The following is a 19576-nucleotide window of genomic DNA, read 5'->3' as shown; positions in this document are numbered from 1 at the left end:
CCTCGCCAGGACCGCACCGAACAGGAACGTCTCCGTGGCGCCGACGGACGGGAACGCCAGGGTGTACCTGGCCCCCGTGAGTTCGGCCGCCTCGGCGAACAGTCGGCCGTGATCCATCCTCGTGGTGGCGCCCAACTTCTCGAGCGCCTCGCGGTGCCAGTTCAGCGGGCGATCCCCGATCGCGTCACCGCCCGGCATCGCCAGTTCGGCCCGGTGGTAGCGACCGACCAGAGGCCCCAGGATGCAGACGGACGCCCTGAGCCTCTGTGCGGCCCTGTCGTCGGAGACGTGCCCCAGGTCCGCCGGAGTGTCGATCACGACGGTGCCGCCCGAGATCTCGACGGTGCACCCGAGATGCCGCAGCACGTCCGCCATCGCGGGAACGTCGGAGATGTCCGGGCAGTTGGTCAGAGTGGTCCGGCCCTCGGCCATCAGCGCGACCGCCATCAACTTGAGCACGCTGTTCTTCGCGCCGGCGACAGAGACCTCGCCGGCCAGTCTGGTTCCGCCGGTGACGAGGAAGCTCTCCTCGCGGGACGTGGGGTTACCGCTCACGGGTCCACCTTAGGCGAGATGCGGGAGCGCTCCGCGCAGCCCGGCGTCCGCGGCACGACGCGACGCCTCCGGCGGGACCACGCCACCGTGCAGCCGGGGCCGCGGGTCGGCGCGCGGGTAGGTTGGCGTCATGGCTGTGCATCTCACCAAGATCTATACCCGGACCGGCGACGACGGCACCACGGGGTTGTCCGATTTCTCCCGGGTGAGCAAGAACGACGCCCGACTCCACGCCTACGCGGAGTGCGATGAGGCCAACGCGGCCCTGGGGGTAGCGTTGACCTGCGGCGATCTGGAGAACCGAGTCGCACAGGTGCTCCGGGTCGTGCAGAACGACCTCTTCGACGCCGGGGCCGATCTCGCCACCCCGGTGGTCGAGGCCCCCGAGTACCCCCCGCTGAGGATCGAAGAGTCCTACATCGACCGACTGGAGGGGTGGATCGACGAGTTCAACGCGGACCTTCCCGACCTGACCTCGTTCATCCTTCCCGGTGGCACCCCCGGCGCGGCGTACCTCCACGTCGCCCGGACCGTGGTCAGGCGCGCCGAGCGAGCCGCCTGGGCGGCGACGGACGCCCATCCGGAGACCACATCCGTATTGCCGGCGCGGTACCTCAACCGGCTCTCGGACCTGCTGTTCGTGCTGGGGAGGGTGGCCAATCCGGACGGTGACGTCCTCTGGGTGCCCGGCGGCGAGCGGGGCTGACGGCGCCGGGTCCGGGAAGACGCCGGGTTCGACGAGCCGGACGGGCCCACCGACCGGCGATCAGGGCAGCACGCCCATCCTCCGCGCCGCGTTGACCGCCTCGAACCGGGTGTGCGCGTCAAGCTTGCGCATCACCGAGCGCAGGTAGCTCTTCACGGTCTCCGCGCCGATACCCATGTCGGCGGCCGTCTCGATGTTCGTCTTCCCCTGCGCGACGCAGGCGAGAACGTCGAGTTCGCGGCGGGACAGACGAGCGGTCGGCATCTCCGGCGGCGGGGAGACCATCTCGGCGCAGATCCGTTCGAGCTCGGCCCGTACGTCCGGATCCTCGGTCCGCGAGGCCAGCATCCTCAGTCGCGCGTGGGTATCGCGCATCCGCTCGTTGGACAGGACGTCATCCCAGCGCCCCTCCCCCGCGCCCGGCCCCATGGGGGCGGCGCCACGGGCCGCGAGTGCATCGTTGACCGCGATCTCCTGCTCGAGCGCACGAGCGGTGGCCGCCATCTGGTTGAGGACCTTCTCGCCGAAACGGACCGAGGAGTGAACGCCGGCGTAGAGGACCGCTCTCACGTCCTTACCCACCACGACCGGGATGGCCGCCATCGAGCGCAGACCCTCGGACAGAACCGGGAGATCGTACTCGTGGGTGATCACCCCGGCACGCTGGTAGTCGGCCACCCCGACCGGCTTGCCGGTGGCCATGACCCGACCACCGACGCCGGCACCGTAGTGGACCGTCAGGTCCTTCATCGCCGAGGTTCGCATTCCGAGGGACTCGGACAGCACGAGGGTGTGGCCCTCGCCGACGACCCCACCGATGGTCACCGGGATCCCGGTGGCCTCCCGCAGGGCAGAGATCGCGCTACGCACGGATGCCAGATCGCGCCGGCGACGCTGCGCATCACTCGCAGCGTTCCCTGCTGCACCACGGCCGGCGCTCTCCTCGTCCATGAGGTCTCCTCCCACGTCCGTGGCATACCCCCACCGCGAGTAGGGGACGACCCCCCGCACGTGCCACACATCACCTTAGTCAGCGCCACTATACGCACGTGGCCGGGCTGATGCCGACCTCAGGCGGAGGCCACCGACCGACTACCCCGGGGGTACCGTCACCGTCTTCCCCACCGGGGTGCGCTCAGGGGGTGAAAGCTGGATCGAATGCCTCGGGATCCTCCGGATCCACCAGCATCGCGGCCGCCCCGGTGAGAGGCGCGGCACGCTGTTCGTCGTAGATCCACTCCTCGACGTCACTGGCGTCCGGGTCACCCACGAGATACGGGTGTAGGCCCAGATCGGCCTCCGCGTCGACCGCCTCCCCCGGTGACAGCACCGCGTCACCGAGGAACGCGCCCACCTCGTCGTCGTCGAGATCGACGCCGATCATCACCACCCCCTCGGCGCCCTGTCCGCCCGCTCGCAGCTCGAGCCTGCGCCCCACCAGGGCCACCTCATACCGTCGCAGACCGTCGACGGTGGACAGGGTGACCGTTCCCTTGGCGCGGTAGACGCCGGCCGGCGGCGAGGCGAGCGCGGCAAGGAACCGTCGGGGGTGCAGGGGTCCGGCCGGGGCCACGGTGAGAGCCCGGTAGCCGTCGTGGAGGTGCGAGTGGTCGCGGAGATGCGAGTGGTCGTGGGTCCCGCGCTGTCCCTCCGCGGGCTCCGGATCTCCTGCCGCCCCGGTGGCGACGGACCGATCCGGCTCCATCCCGAGCAGCAGACCCGTCGGCACGGCCGCCCGGACCGCGGGCAGGACGGCGACCCGAGGGGCGTGCCGGCGGATCGTCTCGCGGATCCGGTCGAAATGGCTGCGGTCCACGAGATCGCACTTGTTGACCACCACGAGATCCGCCTCCGCCAGATGCGCCGCCAACCTCGGGTGCCGCTCCATCGCATCGTCGAGTCCCTCGGCGTCGACCACCTGGACCATCCCCGCGTGCCGCACGACCTCGCGTGGTACCTCGTGGACCATCCGCGACAGGACCGCCGGTTCGGCCAGACCGCTGGCCTCGATCACCGCCAGGTCGAGCCCGTGATCGGGCCCGGCCAGCCGGGCCAGGGTGTCACCTAGTTCGCTCGCGTCGACCTCACAGCAGACGCACCCGTTGGCCAACGAGATCATGGAGTCCACACGCCCGGCGACCGAGGTGGCGTCGACGTCGATCTCGCCGAAGTCGTTGACGATAGCGGCGATCCGCAACTCCGGCGCTCCGGATAGCAGGTGGTTGAGAAGCGTGGTCTTGCCGGCACCGAGGTAGCCGGTGAGGACCACCACGGGCAGGGAATCGCCGGGGGCGCGGCGCGCATCCGGGCGCCCGTCGCCACCCCCGGCGAGGTGCCCGCGTGGGGGCTGATCCCTCAGCGCCGCCACTCGGGCTTCCGCTTCTCGGCGAACGCCGACATCCCCTCGGTCTGGTCCTCGGTGGCGAAGAGCGCGTAGAAGGCGTTCTGCTCCGCGAGCAGACCCTCCTCGAGGGTGGTCTCGAAGGACCGGTTGACGGCCTGCTTCGCCGCGATGGCGGTGGTCTTGCTCATCGAGGCGATCTTCGCGGCGACCTTCAGGGTCTCGTCCAGCAGTTCCGCGGCAGGGACCACGCGGGCGACCAGGCCTGAGCGTTCGGCCTCGTCGGCGTCCATCTGACGGCCGGTGAGGCACAGGTCCATGGCCTTGGCCTTACCCACCGCGCGCGTGAGCCGCTGCGAGCCGCCCATACCGGGGATCACGCCCAGGGTGATCTCCGGCTGGCCGAACTTCGCGTTGTCGCCCGCGATGATCATGTCGCACATCATGGCGAGCTCGCAGCCGCCGCCGAGGGCGAAGCCGGACACGGCCGCGATGATCGGTGTGCGGGCGGCGGTGAGCCGCTTCCAGTCGCCGAAGAACCGTTCGAGGTAGATCCCCGGGTAGCTCTTGTCCTTCATCTCCTTGATGTCCGCGCCGGCCGCGAAAGCCTTCTCCGAACCGGTGATGACGATGCAGCCGACGTCGGGGTCGGAGTCGAGACCCTCGACGGCCTCGACGACCTCCTTCTCCATGCCACTGCTCAGGGCGTTGAGCGCCTTGGGTCGGTTGAGCGTGATGACCGCCACGCGGTCGTTGCGCTCCACCAGGATGTTCTCGAACTGCTTCTCCGTCACGGACATCGCGTGCTCCAGTCTGCCTCAGGGGATACTTGGACTTCCTTGTAAAAGCTCCGGGTCCGATGCTAGCCGGTCATCTGGCGAGCGGTCCCCCGTTCCACAGCCCCGACCGTACGGTCTCGCCGTGCTCCACCGTCGCGGTCCTCGCCCCGGGCACCAACGGCTCGTACCTCACCAGCGAACCCCAGTCCCGTGACCAGTCGTGCTCCAGGTAGGTGGGGACGGTCTCGCCGGCCAGGAGCAGCTCGATGAACCCGAGGGGCCCGCCGCCGTCCCAGGCCTGCCAGGTGTTGGTCGAGCTCACCGCGAGGTCCCGATCCGGCAGCACCCGGTACTCGGGCAGCTCGTGGACGCCGGCGAATTCCTCGAACGGGCGCAGGCAGGGGACGTGGAACGCCACCGCCCAGTCCGGCAGCACCGGTCGCGAGTCCCCGACCAGCTCCTGCATGGTCACCAACTCGGGCATCCGGGGAGGTGTCACCGCGATCCACCGCGACGGATCCGGGTCGAGGTCGCGCACCACGAGCCGGATGGCCGTGGCGTCGGAGGGCAGCATGTCGACCGGGACCCGGAGGTTCCGCCAGGACGGCGCCGGGCCGATGTCGATGGGCAGGACGGACCCGGCCGACTCGAACTGCTCGGTGGCGGCCGGGGCACCGGCTGCCGGAGCGGTGGCGGGAGCAGGGTCGGTGGCGAACTCCACGCGGATCGCGTCCGGCGCGAACGAGCCGGCCGCGGCGATCGTGATGAGCGGGTGCTCGTCTTTCCTCTCGGGGAGCGGGTACCAGTCCGTCGTGGTCTCGGCGTTGAACTGCGGGCCGGTCTGGTAACTGCCGAGCACGGGCACGCGGGCGGGGTCGAGCCCGAAGGGCAGAGCGGCGTGACTGCCGTTGATGCCCTCGCCCGCCCGCACCCCGCCCTCGGTTCCGGCGGTGGTGGCGGTGGCGTCGGAGTCCTCACCGGTGCCCGGGGTGTCGGTGTCGACGGCCTGGGTGGCGGTGAGATCGGTGGGGATGCCGTCGGGGACGAACTCGACGGGGTCCGCGCCGGCCTCGAGTTGGTCGCGGGGGTCACCGACCGGCGCGAGCAGCCCCGCGTTGGCGTCGGGCTCGGCGAGCACCATGTCCGCGATGCCGCACGGTTCACCGGACAACACCCGCAGGTTCTGCAGACCGACCGAGTAGGCGGGGTACTGGTTGCGGACCGCCGCGGCCATGGAGGCCACGATGATGACGACGACGAGGGTCGCCGCGAGCCCGAGTGGCGAGTGCGAGACCTCGCGCAACAGCCGGACTGCCGGACTGCGGTCGGCCTCGGCCGGCCCCGACCCACCGGGCCGCGCGAAAGGCTCGCGGTAGTGCAGGACCAACGCGATCACGAGCGAGATGAGCATCAGGCCGAGGAACACCGATGAGAACGTGATTCCCGCGATCGAGGGTTGCACGCCGCCCCACGGGATCCCGTAGATCGAGATGTACCACCACCCGTTGGTCGAGGTGAAGCTCAACGCCAGGACGAAGAACACCGCGGCCAGGAAGAGCATCCGGTTGCGCAGCGACCGCGTGGCCGCCGGCAGGACGGCCATCGTCACCAGGGCTGCCAACGCGGCACCGATCGTGGCGAACGCCCCGAAGTGGTGGGTCCACTTGGTGGGGTTGAGCGCCATGAACGCGAGGGACATGGCGGCCAGGCCGACGATCCGGCGGGCCGGCCCCACCGCGACGCCCGGGATCCGGCCCTTGCGGAACAGGATCGCGGCGCAGGTGATGAGGGACAGGAACATCGCCAGGACCGCGAACCGACGGGCCAGGGAACCGTCGGGCGTCGGGTTCATGAGCCACTCATACCGCCACACCTCCTCGAACCAGCGCCCGGTGGGGCCGACGTCCCCGAGCAGCGCCGAGGACTGCAACGTGGTGACCAGGGGCTGGTCGAGGAAGATCAGGTGGAGCACGCCGAGCCCGGCGGCCACCAGCGGCGCCACCGTGGGGATCCAGCCGTCCCGTCTCGCCCGCCGGATCACCAGCAGCAACAGCGGGCGGGAGGCCGCGATGATCGCCGCGATGCAGAACGTGCCCGTGGGCGCGGCCGAGAGCGTGAGCCCACCGATGATGAAGCCGGTCGCCGCGGGCAGCAGCCTGCCGGTGGCCAGGGCCCGCTCCAGCGAGACCCAGGTGGCCAGGACACCGAAGGCGACGATCGGCTCCGGGCGCAGACCGTTGTTGTAGGTGAGCCAGAACGCGAGGAACACCGCGGCGGTACTCCAGCGGACCGCCGCCGCGCGGCGGGCGGCGATACCCAGTCGCGGGATCACCTCGCGGGACAGCAGGATCCAGGACGCGATGCCCAGCAACAGTGCCGGGATGCGCAGCCACATGCTGCCCACGGTGAGGGAACTGATCGCCGTGTAGAGGTAGTACGGCATCCCGAACGGGGCGTAGGGGGCACCGTAGTAGCGGAACACCTCCGGCATGTAGCCGCTCGAGACCGCGGCGCGCGCCTCGGTGAGGATGTACCCGTCATCCGCCGTGTTGGCCCCGATGACGTGCCAGACGAGCAGCGTCGCCACGACCACCAGGTCCAGGGGCCGCGGTTTCCACCAGCGGCGCGGGAGCACCCGTCGACCGACACGCCCGTCCCGTAGGTCGAGTCGGTGCAGTGCGACCAGCGCCAGGATGATCGCGAGGATCCCGACCACGATCGCGATCTGCTTGATCACGGTCGCCTGCGTGGTGTAGCGGGAGTCGACGGTGATGTCGACGGACATCCCCTCGGGAGCCGACCCCTGGAGGTCCGTGAACACCCCGACCACCTGGGGACGCAGATCCTGGTCGATCCGCCCTCCGACCTCCCGGCCGTCCGCCTCGAGACCGACGAACTCCGCGGCGATCGAGCCGGAATCGGCCACGACGCGGATCACCGAACACGCCCCGGCTGAGGTGACGGCCTCGGTGGGGGCGTCGGCGACCAGCACGTTCCGGCTGCGCACCTCGACGGTGGGACCGGCCACGGTCACCATGAGCGCGCGGGCACCGGCGTTCTCACCCGCCTCCCGCGGAGCCGTGGACACCAGGACCCCGTCCTCACGACCCTGGTCACGCAACTCCCCGACCGCCGCACACGGGATCTCGGCGACCAGGTCGAGCGGGTAGTACGCCACGAGCGGCGCCGTCACCGGGTCGAGTGTCCCGGTCTCCGGCCAGCTGATCGTCGAGGTGGTCTGGGTGACCGGGAGCAACGGGACGATGAGGGCGAGGAGGATCCCGAGCAGACCGCTGACCGCGGCGACGAGCCCCCACCGGGGTCCTGTGCGGGACCTGTCCGGGGCGTCACGGACCTCGGTGGCAGACGATGGCATGGCGTCCACGCTATAACGAGGCACGGACGTTCCCCGAAATGACGAACGCGCCGGAGGAAAACCCCCGGCGCGCTGTACTCGATGTGGCCAGAGTCGGGATCGAACCGACGACCTTCCGCTTTTCAGGCGGACGCTCGTACCAACTGAGCTACCTGGCCATAAGACCACCGGCGCATCCGGTGAACACCGAATGCGCCGGTTGTCTCCAGCGACCCTGACGGGACTCGAACCCGCGACCTCCGCCGTGACAGGGCGGCGCGCTAACCAACTGCGCCACAGGGCCGTGCTTTTCGCACGAGACAGAACAGTAATCGACGCTGCCCCCCGGACGCAAATCAGTGGCTCAGCGGCGGTTCCGGCGCAGGTCGGGGCGGATCCGGCCCGCGGAAGAAAAAAGTCCCGACCACCGACGAACGGTGACCGGGACTTCTCTCCTAGTACCCCCTACGGGATTCGAACCCGCGCTGCCGGCGTGAAAGGCCGGTGTCCTAGGCCGCTAAACGAAGGGGGCCTGAGCCACGTCCGGGATCGCCGGGCCGCAGCGGGTTCGAGTTTAGGGCACGGCCCATCGGACGTCGAAACCAGCCATGGCAGAGCCGACGCCTGCCGACGCGGACGAGGGCGGTATCGTGACCGTCGCCCCTATAGCTCAGTTGGTAGAGCTACGGACTTTTAATCCGCAGGTCGTCGGTTCGAGCCCGACTGGGGGCACCATGAGCCGCAGGTACGCGACGCACGAGTGACCGCGTAGCCGTGCCCGCGGCGCCGCATTGGACCTGCCCGCACCGCACTGGGACACTCGTATCCATGTCCGCACCCACCGCCACCGGCGCGCCCGCCCTGCGCATCGGCCCCCTCGAGCTCGCCTCGCCGGTCGTCCTGGCGCCGATGGCGGGCGTCACCAACGTCGCCTTCCGCACACTGTGCCGCGAGCTCGAACGTGAGCAGCAGGGCTCGGTGTCCGGGCTCTACGTCTGCGAGATGGTCACGGCGCGGGCTCTCGTCGAACGCCAGCCCGGGACCCTGCACATGGCCACGTTCGCTCCCGACGAGTCCCCGCGCAGCCTGCAGCTGTACACGGTGGACGCCGAGTACACCCACGCGGCCGCCAGAATGATCGTCGACGAGGACCTGGCCGACCACATCGACATCAACTTCGGATGCCCGGTCCCCAAGGTCACACGGCGCGGAGGCGGATCGGCGATCCCCTACAAGCGACGGCTGTTTCGCTCCATCGTCGCCGCAGCGGTCCGGGCCACCGAGGGCACCGACATCCCGGTCACGGTGAAGATGCGGGTGGGGATCGACGACGAGCACCACACACATCTCGACGCCGGCCGCATCGCCGTCGACGAGGGCGCCAGGGCCGTCGCCCTCCACGCACGCACGGCCGCCCAGCGGTACTCGGGCAAGGCGGACTGGTCTCAGATCTCCCGCCTGGTCGAGCACATCGGCGCGGTCTCCGATGTGCCCGTCCTGGGTAACGGCGACATCTTCTCCGCCGAGGATGCGGTCCGGATGCGGGAGGAGACCGGGTGCGCGGGTGTCGTGATCGGGCGGGGCTGTCTGGGGCGACCGTGGCTCTTCTCCGAGCTCGCCGCCACCCTGGACGGGCGCGAGGCGCCGGCCCCGCCCACGCTGGGCGAGGTCGGCCGGATCATGTACCGGCACGGCGAACTGCTCGCCGAGCACCACGGCGAGAACAAGGGGATGCGCGACATCCGCAAGCACGTGGCCTGGTACCTGCGGGGGTTCCCGGCCGGCTCCGGCAAGCGGGTCGCCCTGTCGGCCGTCCGCACCCTGGACGATCTCGCGGAGATGCTCGCGGACCTTCCCGCGGACGAGCCCTTCCCCGCCGACGGGTACGGCCCGCGCGGCCGCCAGGGATCGCCCTCCCGTGTCCTGCTACCCGAGGGGTGGCTGGACGATCCGGAGGACGACGCGGTGGCGCTCGCCGGCGCGGACGCCGAGAACTCGGGCGGCTGAACCGCGCTCCGTCGGGCCGGGGAGGGGACGGCTTGCCCGCCTGTTCATCGGCCGTTCATCGCCGTGATCGATTGTGCGGTTGACATGCCCGTATGCTGATCCACATGCGTCTCGTCTACTCCGAAGAACTCGCGGATCTGGCCACCTCGATGGCCCGGATGTGCTCCCTCGCCACCGACGACATGGAGCTGGCGACCCACGCCCTCCTCCAGGCCGACCTCGTGGCCGCCGAGAGGGTTCTGCAGTCCTCTACGGAGATGTCCCGGCTGGCGACCGAGAACGAGGAGCGCGGTTTCGCGCTCCTGGCCCTCCAGGCGCCCGTGGCCCGCGATCTCCGGCAGGTGGTCACCTCCATCCAACTCGTCCAGGACCTCACCCGCATGGGCACCCTGGCGGGTCACGTCGCGAAGATCGTGCGCCGCAGGCACCCGGAGAGCGTCCTCCCGGAGCCAGTCAACGGGTACTTCGCCGAGATGGGCCGGGTCGCGGTCTCACTCGGCCGGGCGGCCACCGAGGTATTGCTCAACCGGGACGCCGAGCAGGCCGCCACGCTGGCCCAACAGGATGACGCCGTCGACGACCTCCGCCGCCACCTGTTCACCCTGCTCACCGTCAGGGAGTGGAAGTGGGGGGTGGCGTCGGCGGTCGACGTGACCCTCCTCGGTCGCTACTACGAGCGGTTCGCGGACCACGCCGTCGAGGTGGCCCAGCGCGTGATCTTCCTCGCCACCGGTGAATACGCCAACTCGGCGGAGGACGATCCCGAGTACTCCCCCGCCTCCAACGAGGAGCTGGTGCGCCGTTTCAACGAAGCCGACCGGTCGTTGACACAGCGCGTCTCCGGAGAGGACGACCGCGACCCCAGTTGACGGCGGCTCCGGCGGCCCCGGGCAACGAGAACCGAGCGCCGACGACGAGCGCCCCGGCGCCCGCCTCGTGGGCGGGCGCCGGGGCGCTCTGCTGAGTGTGGTGACTCGCGGTGTGTGGTGACTCAGCCGAAACGGCCGGACACGTAGTCCTCGGTCTGCTTGTTGTCCGGGTTCGAGAATATCTTCTCAGTGGAATTGACCTCGACGAGCTGGCCCGGCATGCCGGTGGCCTCGAGCGAGAAGAACGCGGTCTGATCGGACACGCGCGCCGCCTGCTGCATGTTGTGTGTCACGATCACGATCGTGAACTCGCTCTTGAGCTCGGCGATGAGGTCCTCCACCGCGAGGGTGGAGATCGGGTCGAGCGCCGAACACGGCTCGTCCATGAGCAGGACCTGGGGTTCGATGGCGATCGCGCGCGCGATGCACAAACGCTGCTGCTGCCCGCCCGAAAGCCCGCCGCCCGGCTTGTCCAGACGATCCTTGACCTCGTTCCACAAATTCGCGCCGCGCAGCGACTTCTCGGCCACCTCGTCCAGCGTCTTCTTGTTCCTGACACCCTGGAGCCTGAGGCCGGCGGTGACGTTCTCCTTGATCGACATCGTGGGGAACGGGTTGGGCCGCTGGAACACCATCCCGATGGTCCGGCGGACGGCGACGGGATCCACCTTCTTGTCGTAGATGTCCACGCCGTCGAGCTTGATGGATCCTGTGGCGTACGCGCCCGCGATCTCCTCGTGCATGCGGTTGAGCGAGCGGAGCACGGTGGATTTGCCGCAGCCTGACGGGCCGATGAAGGCGGTCACCGAGCGCGGGGGGACGTGGAGGTCGACGTCCTTCACGGCGTGGAAGTCGCCGTAGAAGATGTCGACGTTCTCGAGGTCGAGTCGCTTGGCCATGACAGGTCCTTACTTGGTCTTCGGCGCGAGCGCCTTGGAAGCGAACGTGGCGAGGACGTTCGCCAGCGCGATGATGATGATCAGGGTGAGGGCCGCGCCCCAGATGCGGTACTGGCCGGCCTCGGTCGGGTTCGAGAGCTGGTTGAAGATCAACAGCGGCAGCGAGGCCATGTTCCCCTGGAACAGGTCGAAGTTGAAGCTCGCCGTGTAGCCCACGAGGATCAGCACCGGAGCGGTCTCACCCATGACGCGGGCGATCGAGAGGAAGACCCCGGAGATCATCCCCGACAGCGCGGTGGGGACCACGATGCTCACGATGGTCTTCCACTTGGGGACGCCGAGCGCGTAGGACGCCTCGCGGAGCTCGTCCGGGACGAGCTTGAGCATCTCCTCGGTGGACCGCACGATCAGGGGCAGCATGAGCAACACCAGGGCGAGGCTCACCGCGAACGCACTGAGCTGGAACTGCAGGACGGAGACCCAGACCCCGAAGATGAAGATGGCCGCGACGACCGAGGGCACCCCCGCGAGCACGTCGACCATGAAGGTGGTCGGCCTGGCGAGCCTCGACTCGGGGTACTCCACCAACATAATGCCCGCGGCCACGCCGAGCGGTATGGAGATGACGGCGGCGATGATCGCCTGGACGAGGCTGCCGTAGATGGCGTGACCCACACCGCCCGCCATCGAGGACGGGGACACGAGGAAGAACGAATTGGTCCACCAGGTGGGGTTGATGACCGCGGGGATGCCCGACTCGATCACCTTGTACAGCAGCGCCACCAGCGGGATGACGGCCAGCACGAAGCACAGGGAGAAGACCACCGTCGCCGCCCTGTCCTTCGCCCTGCGGCTGCCGGCGATGGGCAGGAAGGTCTCCGAGGGCTTGGCGGGCTTGGCGAGGTCGGACGTTGCCTGGGTCATCAGCCGTTGACCTTTCCACCGGACACGGAGCGTGCGATGAGGTTGACGAAGAAGGTGAGGATGAACAGCACCAGTCCGGCCGCGATGTAGGCGCCGGTGGGCAGCGGGTGGTTGAACTCGGCCGCGCCCGACGCGATCTTCGAGGCGAACGTGAAGCCGCCGTCGAAGAGCGACAGGGTGCCGGGGGCGCTCGCCGCACGGAGGATGATCAGGACCGCGACGGTCTCACCGAGCGCACGGCCGAGCGCGAGCATGGATCCCGCGATCATGCCGGACTTCGCGTAGGGGAAACACGTCATCCGGATCTTCTCCCACTTGGTCGCCCCCAATGCCAGGGCGGCCTCCTGGTGGAGCGAGGGGGTCTGCCGGATGGTCTCGCGCGACATGGAGGTGATGATCGGGAGGATCATGATCGCCAGGACCACTCCGGCGGTGAAGATGGTCCCCCCACCGGCGATCGAGACGTTGCCGTCGCCGAAGAGGAAGATCCACCCAAGGTTCCGGTTGAGCCACTCTGACAGGGGGACCAGCCACGGTCCGAGGACGATCAGTCCCCACATGCCGTAGATGATCGACGGGACGGCGGCCAGGAGGTCGATGAGCGCCGACAGCGACCTCGAGAGCCGCGGCGGCGCGTACTGGACGAGGAAGGTCGCGATGCCGATGGACACCGGCACCGCCAGGACCAGCGCGAATATCGAACTCAGGACGGTCACCCTGAACATGTCGAGGATGCCGAACCTCAAGTCGTCCGGATTGGTCGTGTTCCATTCGGACGAGGTGAAGAAGTTGACGTTGTTCGCCATCAGTGAGGGCGCCGCCTGCATGACCAGGACGATCGCGATCAGGGCGATCAGGGCGACGATGACGCCGCCGGCCGCCACCGTGGCGCTGCGGAAGACCGCGTCCGCGCCCCGAGAGGACCTGCCGGCGAGGAGATCGCTCTTCGCGCCCTTCTCCGGCGCCGGCTCCGACCCCGTGCTGCCGGAGAGGTCGCCGGACTGCCCGGTGCTCCGGTCGGCGTGGCGGTCGACGGATTCGTGAACTGTCATTGGACCTTCAGTCGCTCGGGGTGACGTGGACGGTCACCGGCTCGCCGAGGCGGGCGACGGGCCGGTGACCGGTGGATCAGGAGATCTCGGAGATAGCGGTGAGGAGCTGCTCGCGGAAGGCGTCCGGCACGGGGATGTATCCCTCGTCCTCGAGCTGCGCCTGGACGTCCTCCGCCACCGCGATGTTGAGGAACGACCGGACGGCCGCGGCGGTCTCCGGATCCTCGTACGACGAGCAGACGATCTCATAGGTGGGCAGGATGATGGGGTACGCACCCGCGGCTTCGGGGACGTAGAACGACGAGGTGTCGATGACCAGGTCGTTGGTGCCCTCGTTCTGCAGGCGTGCCGAGTCGATCGTCACGCCGGCCGTCTCGGCGTTGAGTTCCACGCCCTCCGGATCCGCGGGGGTGATGACCTTGACCATCGACAGGTCCTGGTTCTTGGCGTACGACCACTCGGTGTAGGTGATGGTCCCCGGGGTCTGGCCGATGGCACCGGAGACGCCCTCGTTACCACGGGCACCCTCGCCGACCCCACCGGTGAAGGTCTTGCCGGCGCCCTGCGTCCACGCGCCCTCGGAGGCCGCCTCGAGGTACTTCTGGAAGTTGTCCGTCGTGCCGGACTCGTCCGACCGGAAGATCACGGTGATGGACTCGTCCGGGAGGTCCACGCCCTCGTTCTCCTCGGCGATCGCCGGATCGTTCCACGTGGTGATCTCGCCGTTGAAGATCTTGGCGAGGGTGGGGCCGGAGAGCTTCAGCTCGACGCCGTCGAGGTTGTACGCCACCGCGATCGGGCCGAAGACGGCGGGGATGTTCCACGCCTCGGAACCGCACCGCTCCTCGGCCGCCGCGTAGTCGGCCTCCTTCAGCGGGGAATCGGATCCACCGAAGTCCGTGATCCCACCGGTGAACTCGCTCACGCCGGCGCCCGAGCCGTTGGAGTTGTAGTTCAGCGTCTGACCCTCGCAACTCAGGGCGTAGGAGTTGGCGAAGATCGTCATGGCGTTGTTCTGGGCGGAGGACCCCGACGCGGTCAGGGTCGGCTTGCCCTCACATTCCGCGCCGGAGACACTCTGCGCCGCGGTGTCACCGCTTCCGGTGTTGTCATCCGAGCAGGCGGCCAACCCGACCGCGGTGAGGGCGGTGAGGCCGAGAAGAGCACCGGTGCGCTTGAGGTCCACTGAATCTCCTTGTTTCGCCCGGCGGCGAGCCCTCCGGGACATGTCTTTGGTGACAGCAACACGACGCCGGGCCGATTCCGAGACCCGACGAGCACAGAACGTAAGGGGCCGATATGAACGGTCCCGCCGGAGAAGATGAACTAGAGATGAACTCAGCGGATGTGTCACGAAAGGAACGCTTAGTCAGGTCCCGACCAGTGCGCCGAACTGGGCATATGGGCGGCCAGCGGGTCGCCTGATCCGATACCTCACTCCGAGGCGTAGGTCACATCGCGGTGCTCGACCGTGAACCCGAGCTTCTCGTAGGTCCTGAGGGCAGCCGTGTTGTCGCCCTCCACATAGAGGACGACCGACTCCGCACCCCGTGGTCCCTCGAGGTGCGCCACCCCGAGCGAGGTGAGCATGCCCCCGAGTCCCCGACCCTGGTCGGCCGGGTCGACCCCGACCACGTAGACCTCACCCTCCACGGGGGAACCGGGCTCGGTGACCGTCTTGGTCCAGTGGAACCCCGCGAGCCGTGGCGCCGGCCCGACGGTATCGACGGCCAGGAAGACCCCCGCGGGGTCCACCCACTCCACCGCGAGGCGCTGGTCGAGCATCCCACGGCTCCACCCGCCCTGCTCCGGGTGCCACGAGAAGGCGGCGTTGTTGACGCGGAGCAACTCCTCCCGGGCGTCCAGCCCGGGCCACCGCCCACCTCCTTCGGAGACCGCCTCCGCCAGGGTTCCCGTCTCGATCCCCTCGGCGGGACCGATCGCGGGGAGTGCGGGGCCGTCGGCCGCGCTCCGACGCATCTTGAGGAGCTCCCGGGTGCGCACCAGACCGACCGAAGCGGCGAGCGCTCGCGCGGCCGGCAGGTCACCGTGCGCCCACACCGCGGCGGCGGGCTCCAACTCGAGCACGGTGCGCACCAGTTCCGAACCGACCCCTCGTCTCCGCTCCCGGGGGGCGACGACCATCTCGGCGGTCGCGTCCCCGCCCTCGCCCGCGAGCTGGGCGTAACCGACGACCCCTCCCCCGTCGCCGCGGATCAGCAGATGGCGGACGCCCTGCCCGTCGTCCGACCGGAGAGACCGCATCGGCTGCTCGCCGAGCGGGGGCACCCCGTCCTCGTCGCCGGCCTCACGGGCGACCGCCTCGATCATGGCGGCCGTGGCGTCGTCCACCGAACGCTCGATGGCGATCATGCGTCTCCCCCGTCCTCCCTGCGGTCGGTCGGCCGGACCGCCTTGTACCCGACGTTGCGCACGGTTCCGATGAGGGACTCGTGGTCCGGTCCGAGCTTGGCGCGCAGTCGCCGGACGTGAACGTCGACGGTCCGGGTGCCGCCGAAGAAGTCGTACCCCCACACCTCCTGGAGGAGCTGGGCGCGCGAGAACACCCGCCCGGGGTGTTGGCACAGGTGCTTGAGGAGTTCGAACTCCTTGTAGGTCAGATCCAGGGGTCGGCCCTTGACCCGTGCCACGTAGGTCTCCTCGTCGATCACGAGCTCGCCCACCGTGAGCAGTCCGCCGTCGGACTCGCCCTGCGACGAATGACGTGCGGCGGACAGTCTGAACCGGGCGTCAACCTCGGCGGGCCCGGTGGTCGGCAGGATGATGTCATCGAGCCCCCAGTCCCCGCTGACCGCGATCAGTCCGCCCTCGGAGACCACCGCGATGACGGAGATCTCCGCGCTCCCCGAGAGGAGCCGGCAGAGCGCGCGCGAGGCCGCGAGATCACTCCTCGCGTCGACCACGGCGAGCGCGGCACCGGCCAACTCGCCCACCGAGGAGGCGAGGGGCGGTAGCAGCCTGACCGAGTGCGGCAGGAGCGACAGAGCCGGGACCACCGTCTCGGGATCGGATTCAGCCGTGAGGAGCACTACGTCCATGTGTCGCTTCCTCCTCGTCCTGGCGCCCAGACGATACTAGCGACCCACCCCCCAGTTACGGCCATCGGAGTAGACCTGAACCCCATGAGAGCTCGTCGCACCGTCGCGGTGGTGGCCGCCACCCTGGCCGTCGCACTGGCCGGCGCCTTCGCCGTCGACACCGTCAACGCCTCCAGGGTGGAGGCCGACGTGTCCACCCGGATCCGCCCCGCCACGCCGGGACTCCCGGCCCCGTCGGTGATGCTCGGCGGGGGTCCGACCGCACGGTGGACCGGGCCCGGGACGCCGGCGTCGGCGTCGATCCGCGTCGAGGGTGTCACCCGCCCGGGTCTCGGTCCGGTGGCCGTGGAGGCCCTGGTCACCGATCTACACCTCCCGGCGGACCGGTCCGCCGACATGACCGCGGTCGTCGAGCGCGTGGCCGTCCAGATCACCGGCGACGCGCTCGGCCCCGCACTGGGGATGAGGGACGTCCTGGTCGGTGGCGCCGACGACCCGAGTCTGGCCGGAGGCGTCGAGCACCGCGCCCGGGTCACCGGGACGCTCGAGGGGACCGACACCCGGGTCTCGGCCGAGGTCGACCTCGTCGTCGACGACCGCGGCGCGCACCTCGTCCCCGTCGCCGCCGCGACGGGGCCCTCCGGCCTCCCAGACCAGGATCCCGACCTGGCGCTGCGACGAACCGCGCTCACGCTCCCCCCGGACGTCCTGCCCCTCGGCGTCGCGGTGGAGACCCTCACCGTGAGGGGCGGGACGATCACCGCCGCGGGCACCGGCGCCCCGGGCGCAACGGCACTCGGGGGCCTGGCCCGACCGGACCACTAGACTCGCCGACATGAGTCGCGACGACGTACTGGTCAGCACACGCTGGGCCGAATCGCGCCTCGACGACGACTCGGTGGTCTTCCTCGAGGTCGACGAGGACGTGGCGGCGTACCACACGGACGGTCACATCCCCGGTGCCGTCGCACTGAACTGGCGGACGGAGCTGCAGGAGGAGTACGCGCGAGATCTCGTCGGCCGCGAGCGGTTCGCCGAGCTCCTGTCCGCACGCGGCATCACCCGCGACCACACCGTGGTGGTCTACGGCGGTAATCACAACTGGTTCGCGGCCTACGCGTACTGGTACCTGCGGCTGTACGGCCACGCCGACGTGCGACTGCTCGACGGGGGCAGAATGCGCTGGGAGCGCGACGGGTTGCCGCTCACGACCGATCTGCCCCGACGACCCGTGACCGACTACGTCGCCGACCCGCAGGACCTGTCGATCCGCGCGTTCCGCGACGACGTCCTGGCGGGCCTGGGCACCGACGCACTCGTGGACGTGCGCTCCGTCGACGAGTACACCGGCCGCCTCGCGGCGCCGGCCGGGTTGCCACAGGAGGGCGGTCGTCAGCGCGGCCACATCCCGGGCGCCGTGAGCATTCCCTGGAACCGCGCGGTGACCCGCGACGGCACCTTCCGGACGGACGCCGACCTCAGGGAGATCTACGCGGATCTCCTCGACCAGCCCGGCCGTCGCGTGGTGACCTACTGCCGGATCGGGGAGCGCTCCAGCCACACGTGGTTCGTCCTCCACGAGCTCCTCGACCAGCCCTCAGTGGTCAACTACGACGGCAGCTGGGTCGAGTACGGCTCGCTCATCGGTGTCCCCGTCGAGAGGTGAGGATTCTCCCCGCCCCGCCCGGGCGATCGAGTCGCTAATCTCTGGGCATGTCACTTCTCTCCAGAGCGCTCGGCATGGCCGCACGTGCCTCCGTCGTGGCGCTCGGCGCCTCCGTGGCCTCCGCCGTCCTCGTCGGCATCGACCAGCGTCGCGGTGCGGTCCCGCAGGTACCCGACCACCCCGGCCCGTACTCGCCCGCCGAGCGCGAGGCGGCGGTGCGGATGTACCTCACGGCGCTCACGCTCCCCGCGGCGGCGTTCCGGGTGCCCTTCGCCCCCGACTGCGTCCGTCGCGAGAACGGGCTCAAGACGGGGTTCGGCGCCGACCACCTCAGGTGGGACCTGCATCTGCACCTGCAGTACTCGACGATCCGGGAGGTGCGCGACATCGTCATCACCGTCGACCCCCCGGGGCGCGAGGGCGTCGTACACGCGGACTTCACCCTCGTGACCGTCGTGGGACTCCGGGCGCGGGTCAGCGAGGACTTCGTGGTCCCCTCGGACGACTGCCTCATCCACTCGATCGACGCCCGCATCTCACTCGGCTGACGGCCCCGGGGTTAGAATTACGCCATGGTGCTCTTCTTCGAGATCCTCCTCGTCCTCTGCACGCTGGCCATCCTGTGGGCCACCTGCTACATCGTGTACCGCACGGTGACCGACGAGTCGTGACGGACAGCGACCCCACCGGCGCGGTCGACCCCACGCCGTCCACCCCCGAGGGGGGAGACGGCGGTTCGGTCGTGCGCGGATCCGCGAACGCGGCGGTCGATGCCGCGGCGCGGCGTTCAGAGCAGACCGCCGGCCGGAACATCCCGGCCTTCTCCGAGCTCCCGATCCCCGAGGACACGGCCAACCTCCGATTCGGACCGGACCTGCACCCCGGCCTCCTCGCGCTGCTCCCCCTGGTGGGGGTCTGGGAAGGCGAGGGCGAGGCGGACACCGCCGACCGGGGGGAGCACCGCTTCGGCCAGCAGATCGTCGTGGCGCACGACGGGGAGAACTACCTGAGCTGGAGCTCCCGGGCCTGGACTTACGACTCGGGCGGAGCGGTGGACGACCCCGCCTACCGGGAGTCGGGATTCTGGCGGATCTCCGCCGACGACCGGCTCGAGTTCCTCGTGGCACACGCCTCCGGAGTGATCGAGATGTACTACGGCACGCCGATCAACCAGGCCGCGTGGGAGATGGCGACCGACGTGGTGTTGGCCTCCCCCACCGGCCCGGAGCGAGGCGGCGCAAAACGCCTCTACGGGATCGTGGAGGGCGGCGACCTGGGGTGGGTGGAAGAGCGCGTCCACCCGGAGCGGGGCCTGGTCCCGCACATGTCTGCGCGGCTGAGGCGGGTCGCCGGCTGACCGCTCC

19 protein-coding genes and 4 tRNA genes (1 of these 23 cut by a window edge) are annotated in these 19576 nt (G+C 69.7%); 8 read left to right on the top strand and 15 right to left on the bottom strand.

The genetic code is table 11. The features are described 5' to 3' along the window. Window positions 1–555: the 5' end (the start) of a UDP-N-acetylglucosamine 1-carboxyvinyltransferase gene (gene murA, locus CT688_RS03805; RefSeq protein ID WP_107755816.1), read on the bottom strand. It extends 729 nt beyond the left edge of the window; 555 of the gene's 1284 nt are visible here — the first part of the coding sequence; its start codon is at window positions 553–555; its stop codon lies off the left edge, out of view. A 9-nt stretch (window positions 556–564) separates the two neighbouring features. Then, a complete protein-coding gene (locus CT688_RS17920; protein ID WP_255412663.1) occupies window positions 565–687 on the bottom strand; it encodes a hypothetical protein in 123 nt (40 codons plus the stop codon). Between CT688_RS17920 and CT688_RS03800 the strand changes: the two genes are divergently transcribed. After that, window positions 686–1261 (top strand): cob(I)yrinic acid a,c-diamide adenosyltransferase, encoded by a 576-nt coding sequence (locus CT688_RS03800; protein ID WP_107755815.1) that lies wholly within the window; start codon window positions 686–688, stop codon window positions 1259–1261. The genes CT688_RS17920 and CT688_RS03800 overlap by 2 nt on opposite strands. A 60-nt stretch (window positions 1262–1321) precedes the next feature. On the opposite strand, the gene CT688_RS03795 is transcribed toward CT688_RS03800, so the two are convergent. From CT688_RS03795 to CT688_RS03765, 7 genes are all read right to left on the bottom strand, one after another. Further along, window positions 1322–2212, bottom strand: coding sequence for a LuxR C-terminal-related transcriptional regulator (locus CT688_RS03795; RefSeq protein WP_107755814.1), 891 nt, complete (start codon window positions 2210–2212; stop codon window positions 1322–1324). A 184-nt stretch (window positions 2213–2396) separates the two neighbouring features. Continuing rightward, window positions 2397–3629 carry a GTP-binding protein gene (locus tag CT688_RS03790; RefSeq protein ID WP_107755813.1) on the bottom strand — a complete coding sequence of 411 codons (1233 nt, stop codon included), beginning with the start codon at window positions 3627–3629 and terminating at the stop codon, window positions 2397–2399. Beyond that, entirely contained in the window at window positions 3617–4402 is a 786-nt protein-coding gene (locus CT688_RS03785) for an enoyl-CoA hydratase (protein WP_107755812.1), read from the bottom strand. The genes CT688_RS03790 and CT688_RS03785 overlap by 13 nt, the downstream gene beginning before the upstream one ends. Before the next feature lie 70 nt (window positions 4403–4472). After that, window positions 4473–7757: an arabinosyltransferase domain-containing protein gene (locus CT688_RS03780; protein WP_107755811.1), complete on the bottom strand. Its 3285-nt coding sequence runs from the start codon at window positions 7755–7757 to the stop codon at window positions 4473–4475. An 84-nt stretch (window positions 7758–7841) separates the two neighbouring features. Then, window positions 7842–7915: transfer RNA gene (locus tag CT688_RS03775), tRNA-Phe, on the bottom strand. A 51-nt stretch (window positions 7916–7966) separates the two neighbouring features. Further along, window positions 7967–8040 (bottom strand) — tRNA-Asp (locus CT688_RS03770). 155 nt (window positions 8041–8195) lie between these two features. Further along, a tRNA-Glu gene (locus CT688_RS03765) sits at window positions 8196–8268 on the bottom strand. A 127-nt stretch (window positions 8269–8395) separates the two neighbouring features. Here CT688_RS03765 and CT688_RS03760 point away from each other — a divergent pair. The 3 genes from CT688_RS03760 (at window position 8396) to phoU (ending at window position 10612) form a co-directional block, all read left to right on the top strand. Next, window positions 8396–8471, top strand: a tRNA-Lys gene (locus CT688_RS03760). Window positions 8472–8564: 93 nt separating this feature from the next. Continuing rightward, on the top strand, window positions 8565–9743 hold the full coding sequence (gene dusB, locus CT688_RS03755; protein WP_107755810.1) for a tRNA dihydrouridine synthase DusB: 1179 nt from the start codon (window positions 8565–8567) through the stop codon (window positions 9741–9743). A 104-nt stretch (window positions 9744–9847) separates the two neighbouring features. Continuing rightward, the gene (phoU, locus tag CT688_RS03750; RefSeq protein ID WP_107757984.1) at window positions 9848–10612 is read left to right on the top strand and encodes a phosphate signaling complex protein PhoU; all 765 of its coding nucleotides are present in this window, start codon (window positions 9848–9850) and stop codon (window positions 10610–10612) included. 122 nt (window positions 10613–10734) lie between these two features. Here phoU and pstB read toward each other — a convergent pair whose 3' ends face one another. From pstB to CT688_RS03720, 6 genes are all read right to left on the bottom strand, one after another. Next, entirely contained in the window at window positions 10735–11511 is a 777-nt protein-coding gene (pstB, locus tag CT688_RS03745) for a phosphate ABC transporter ATP-binding protein PstB (protein ID WP_095719166.1), read from the bottom strand. Between the two features lie 9 nt (window positions 11512–11520). After that, on the bottom strand, window positions 11521–12435 hold the full coding sequence (pstA, locus tag CT688_RS03740) for a phosphate ABC transporter permease PstA (RefSeq protein ID WP_107755809.1): 915 nt from the start codon (window positions 12433–12435) through the stop codon (window positions 11521–11523). Then, on the bottom strand, window positions 12435–13487 hold the full coding sequence (gene pstC / locus CT688_RS03735) for a phosphate ABC transporter permease subunit PstC (protein WP_107755808.1): 1053 nt from the start codon (window positions 13485–13487) through the stop codon (window positions 12435–12437). The genes pstA and pstC overlap by 1 nt, the downstream gene beginning before the upstream one ends. Before the next feature lie 76 nt (window positions 13488–13563). Next, complete coding sequence (pstS, locus tag CT688_RS03730) at window positions 13564–14673, bottom strand: phosphate ABC transporter substrate-binding protein PstS (RefSeq protein ID WP_107755807.1); 1110 nt, start codon at window positions 14671–14673, stop codon at window positions 13564–13566. A gap of 248 nt (window positions 14674–14921) precedes the next feature. Beyond that, window positions 14922–15860, bottom strand: a complete 939-nt coding sequence (gene mshD / locus CT688_RS03725; RefSeq protein ID WP_107755806.1) for a mycothiol synthase — start codon at window positions 15858–15860, stop codon at window positions 14922–14924. After that, complete coding sequence (locus tag CT688_RS03720; RefSeq protein ID WP_017835270.1) at window positions 15857–16546, bottom strand: response regulator transcription factor; 690 nt, start codon at window positions 16544–16546, stop codon at window positions 15857–15859. Before CT688_RS03720 ends, mshD begins: the two co-directional genes overlap by 4 nt. A gap of 84 nt (window positions 16547–16630) precedes the next feature. Here CT688_RS03720 and CT688_RS03715 point away from each other — a divergent pair, with 84 nt between their 5' ends. The 4 genes from CT688_RS03715 to CT688_RS03700 all read left to right on the top strand — a co-directional run bounded on the left by CT688_RS03715 (window position 16631) and on the right by CT688_RS03700 (window position 19569). After that, on the top strand, window positions 16631–17371 hold the full coding sequence (locus CT688_RS03715) for a DUF2993 domain-containing protein (protein ID WP_228549265.1): 741 nt from the start codon (window positions 16631–16633) through the stop codon (window positions 17369–17371). A gap of 10 nt (window positions 17372–17381) precedes the next feature. Further along, window positions 17382–18212 (top strand): sulfurtransferase, encoded by an 831-nt coding sequence (locus CT688_RS03710; protein ID WP_107755804.1) that lies wholly within the window; start codon window positions 17382–17384, stop codon window positions 18210–18212. 47 nt (window positions 18213–18259) lie between these two features. Further along, complete coding sequence (locus CT688_RS03705) at window positions 18260–18760, top strand: hypothetical protein (protein WP_107755803.1); 501 nt, start codon at window positions 18260–18262, stop codon at window positions 18758–18760. Between the two features lie 119 nt (window positions 18761–18879). Then, window positions 18880–19569 (top strand): FABP family protein, encoded by a 690-nt coding sequence (locus CT688_RS03700; protein ID WP_182613618.1) that lies wholly within the window; start codon window positions 18880–18882, stop codon window positions 19567–19569. Window positions 19570–19576: the final 7 nt, after the last annotated feature.

Source organism: Dietzia sp. JS16-p6b (genome assembly GCF_003052165.1).
In the GTDB taxonomy this organism is placed as follows: domain Bacteria; phylum Actinomycetota; class Actinomycetes; order Mycobacteriales; family Mycobacteriaceae; genus Dietzia.
This window is presented reverse-complemented; position numbering and strand designations above follow the sequence as displayed.

What these genes read in the sequence shown, in the direction of transcription:
- pstA (WP_107755809.1), bottom strand. Translation starts at nt 12,435, where the DNA reads ATGACCCAGGCAACGTCCGACCTCGCCAAGCCCGCCAAGCCCTCGGAG.
- CT688_RS03780 (WP_107755811.1), bottom strand. Translation starts at nt 7,757, where the DNA reads ATGCCATCGTCTGCCACCGAGGTCCGTGACGCCCCGGACAGGTCCCGC.
- CT688_RS03800 (WP_107755815.1), top strand. Translation starts at nt 686, where the DNA reads ATGGCTGTGCATCTCACCAAGATCTATACCCGGACCGGCGACGACGGC.
- pstC (WP_107755808.1), bottom strand. Translation starts at nt 13,487, where the DNA reads ATGACAGTTCACGAATCCGTCGACCGCCACGCCGACCGGAGCACCGGG.
- CT688_RS17920 (WP_255412663.1), bottom strand. Translation starts at nt 687, where the DNA reads ATGACGCCAACCTACCCGCGCGCCGACCCGCGGCCCCGGCTGCACGGT.
- CT688_RS03785 (WP_107755812.1), bottom strand. Translation starts at nt 4,402, where the DNA reads ATGTCCGTGACGGAGAAGCAGTTCGAGAACATCCTGGTGGAGCGCAAC.
- dusB (WP_107755810.1), top strand. Translation starts at nt 8,565, where the DNA reads ATGTCCGCACCCACCGCCACCGGCGCGCCCGCCCTGCGCATCGGCCCC.
- mshD (WP_107755806.1), bottom strand. Translation starts at nt 15,860, where the DNA reads ATGATCGCCATCGAGCGTTCGGTGGACGACGCCACGGCCGCCATGATC.
- CT688_RS03705 (WP_107755803.1), top strand. Translation starts at nt 18,260, where the DNA reads ATGTCACTTCTCTCCAGAGCGCTCGGCATGGCCGCACGTGCCTCCGTC.
- phoU (WP_107757984.1), top strand. Translation starts at nt 9,848, where the DNA reads ATGCGTCTCGTCTACTCCGAAGAACTCGCGGATCTGGCCACCTCGATG.
- CT688_RS03715 (WP_228549265.1), top strand. Translation starts at nt 16,631, where the DNA reads ATGAGAGCTCGTCGCACCGTCGCGGTGGTGGCCGCCACCCTGGCCGTC.
- pstB (WP_095719166.1), bottom strand. Translation starts at nt 11,511, where the DNA reads ATGGCCAAGCGACTCGACCTCGAGAACGTCGACATCTTCTACGGCGAC.
- CT688_RS03720 (WP_017835270.1), bottom strand. Translation starts at nt 16,546, where the DNA reads ATGGACGTAGTGCTCCTCACGGCTGAATCCGATCCCGAGACGGTGGTC.
- CT688_RS03710 (WP_107755804.1), top strand. Translation starts at nt 17,382, where the DNA reads ATGAGTCGCGACGACGTACTGGTCAGCACACGCTGGGCCGAATCGCGC.
- CT688_RS03795 (WP_107755814.1), bottom strand. Translation starts at nt 2,212, where the DNA reads ATGGACGAGGAGAGCGCCGGCCGTGGTGCAGCAGGGAACGCTGCGAGT.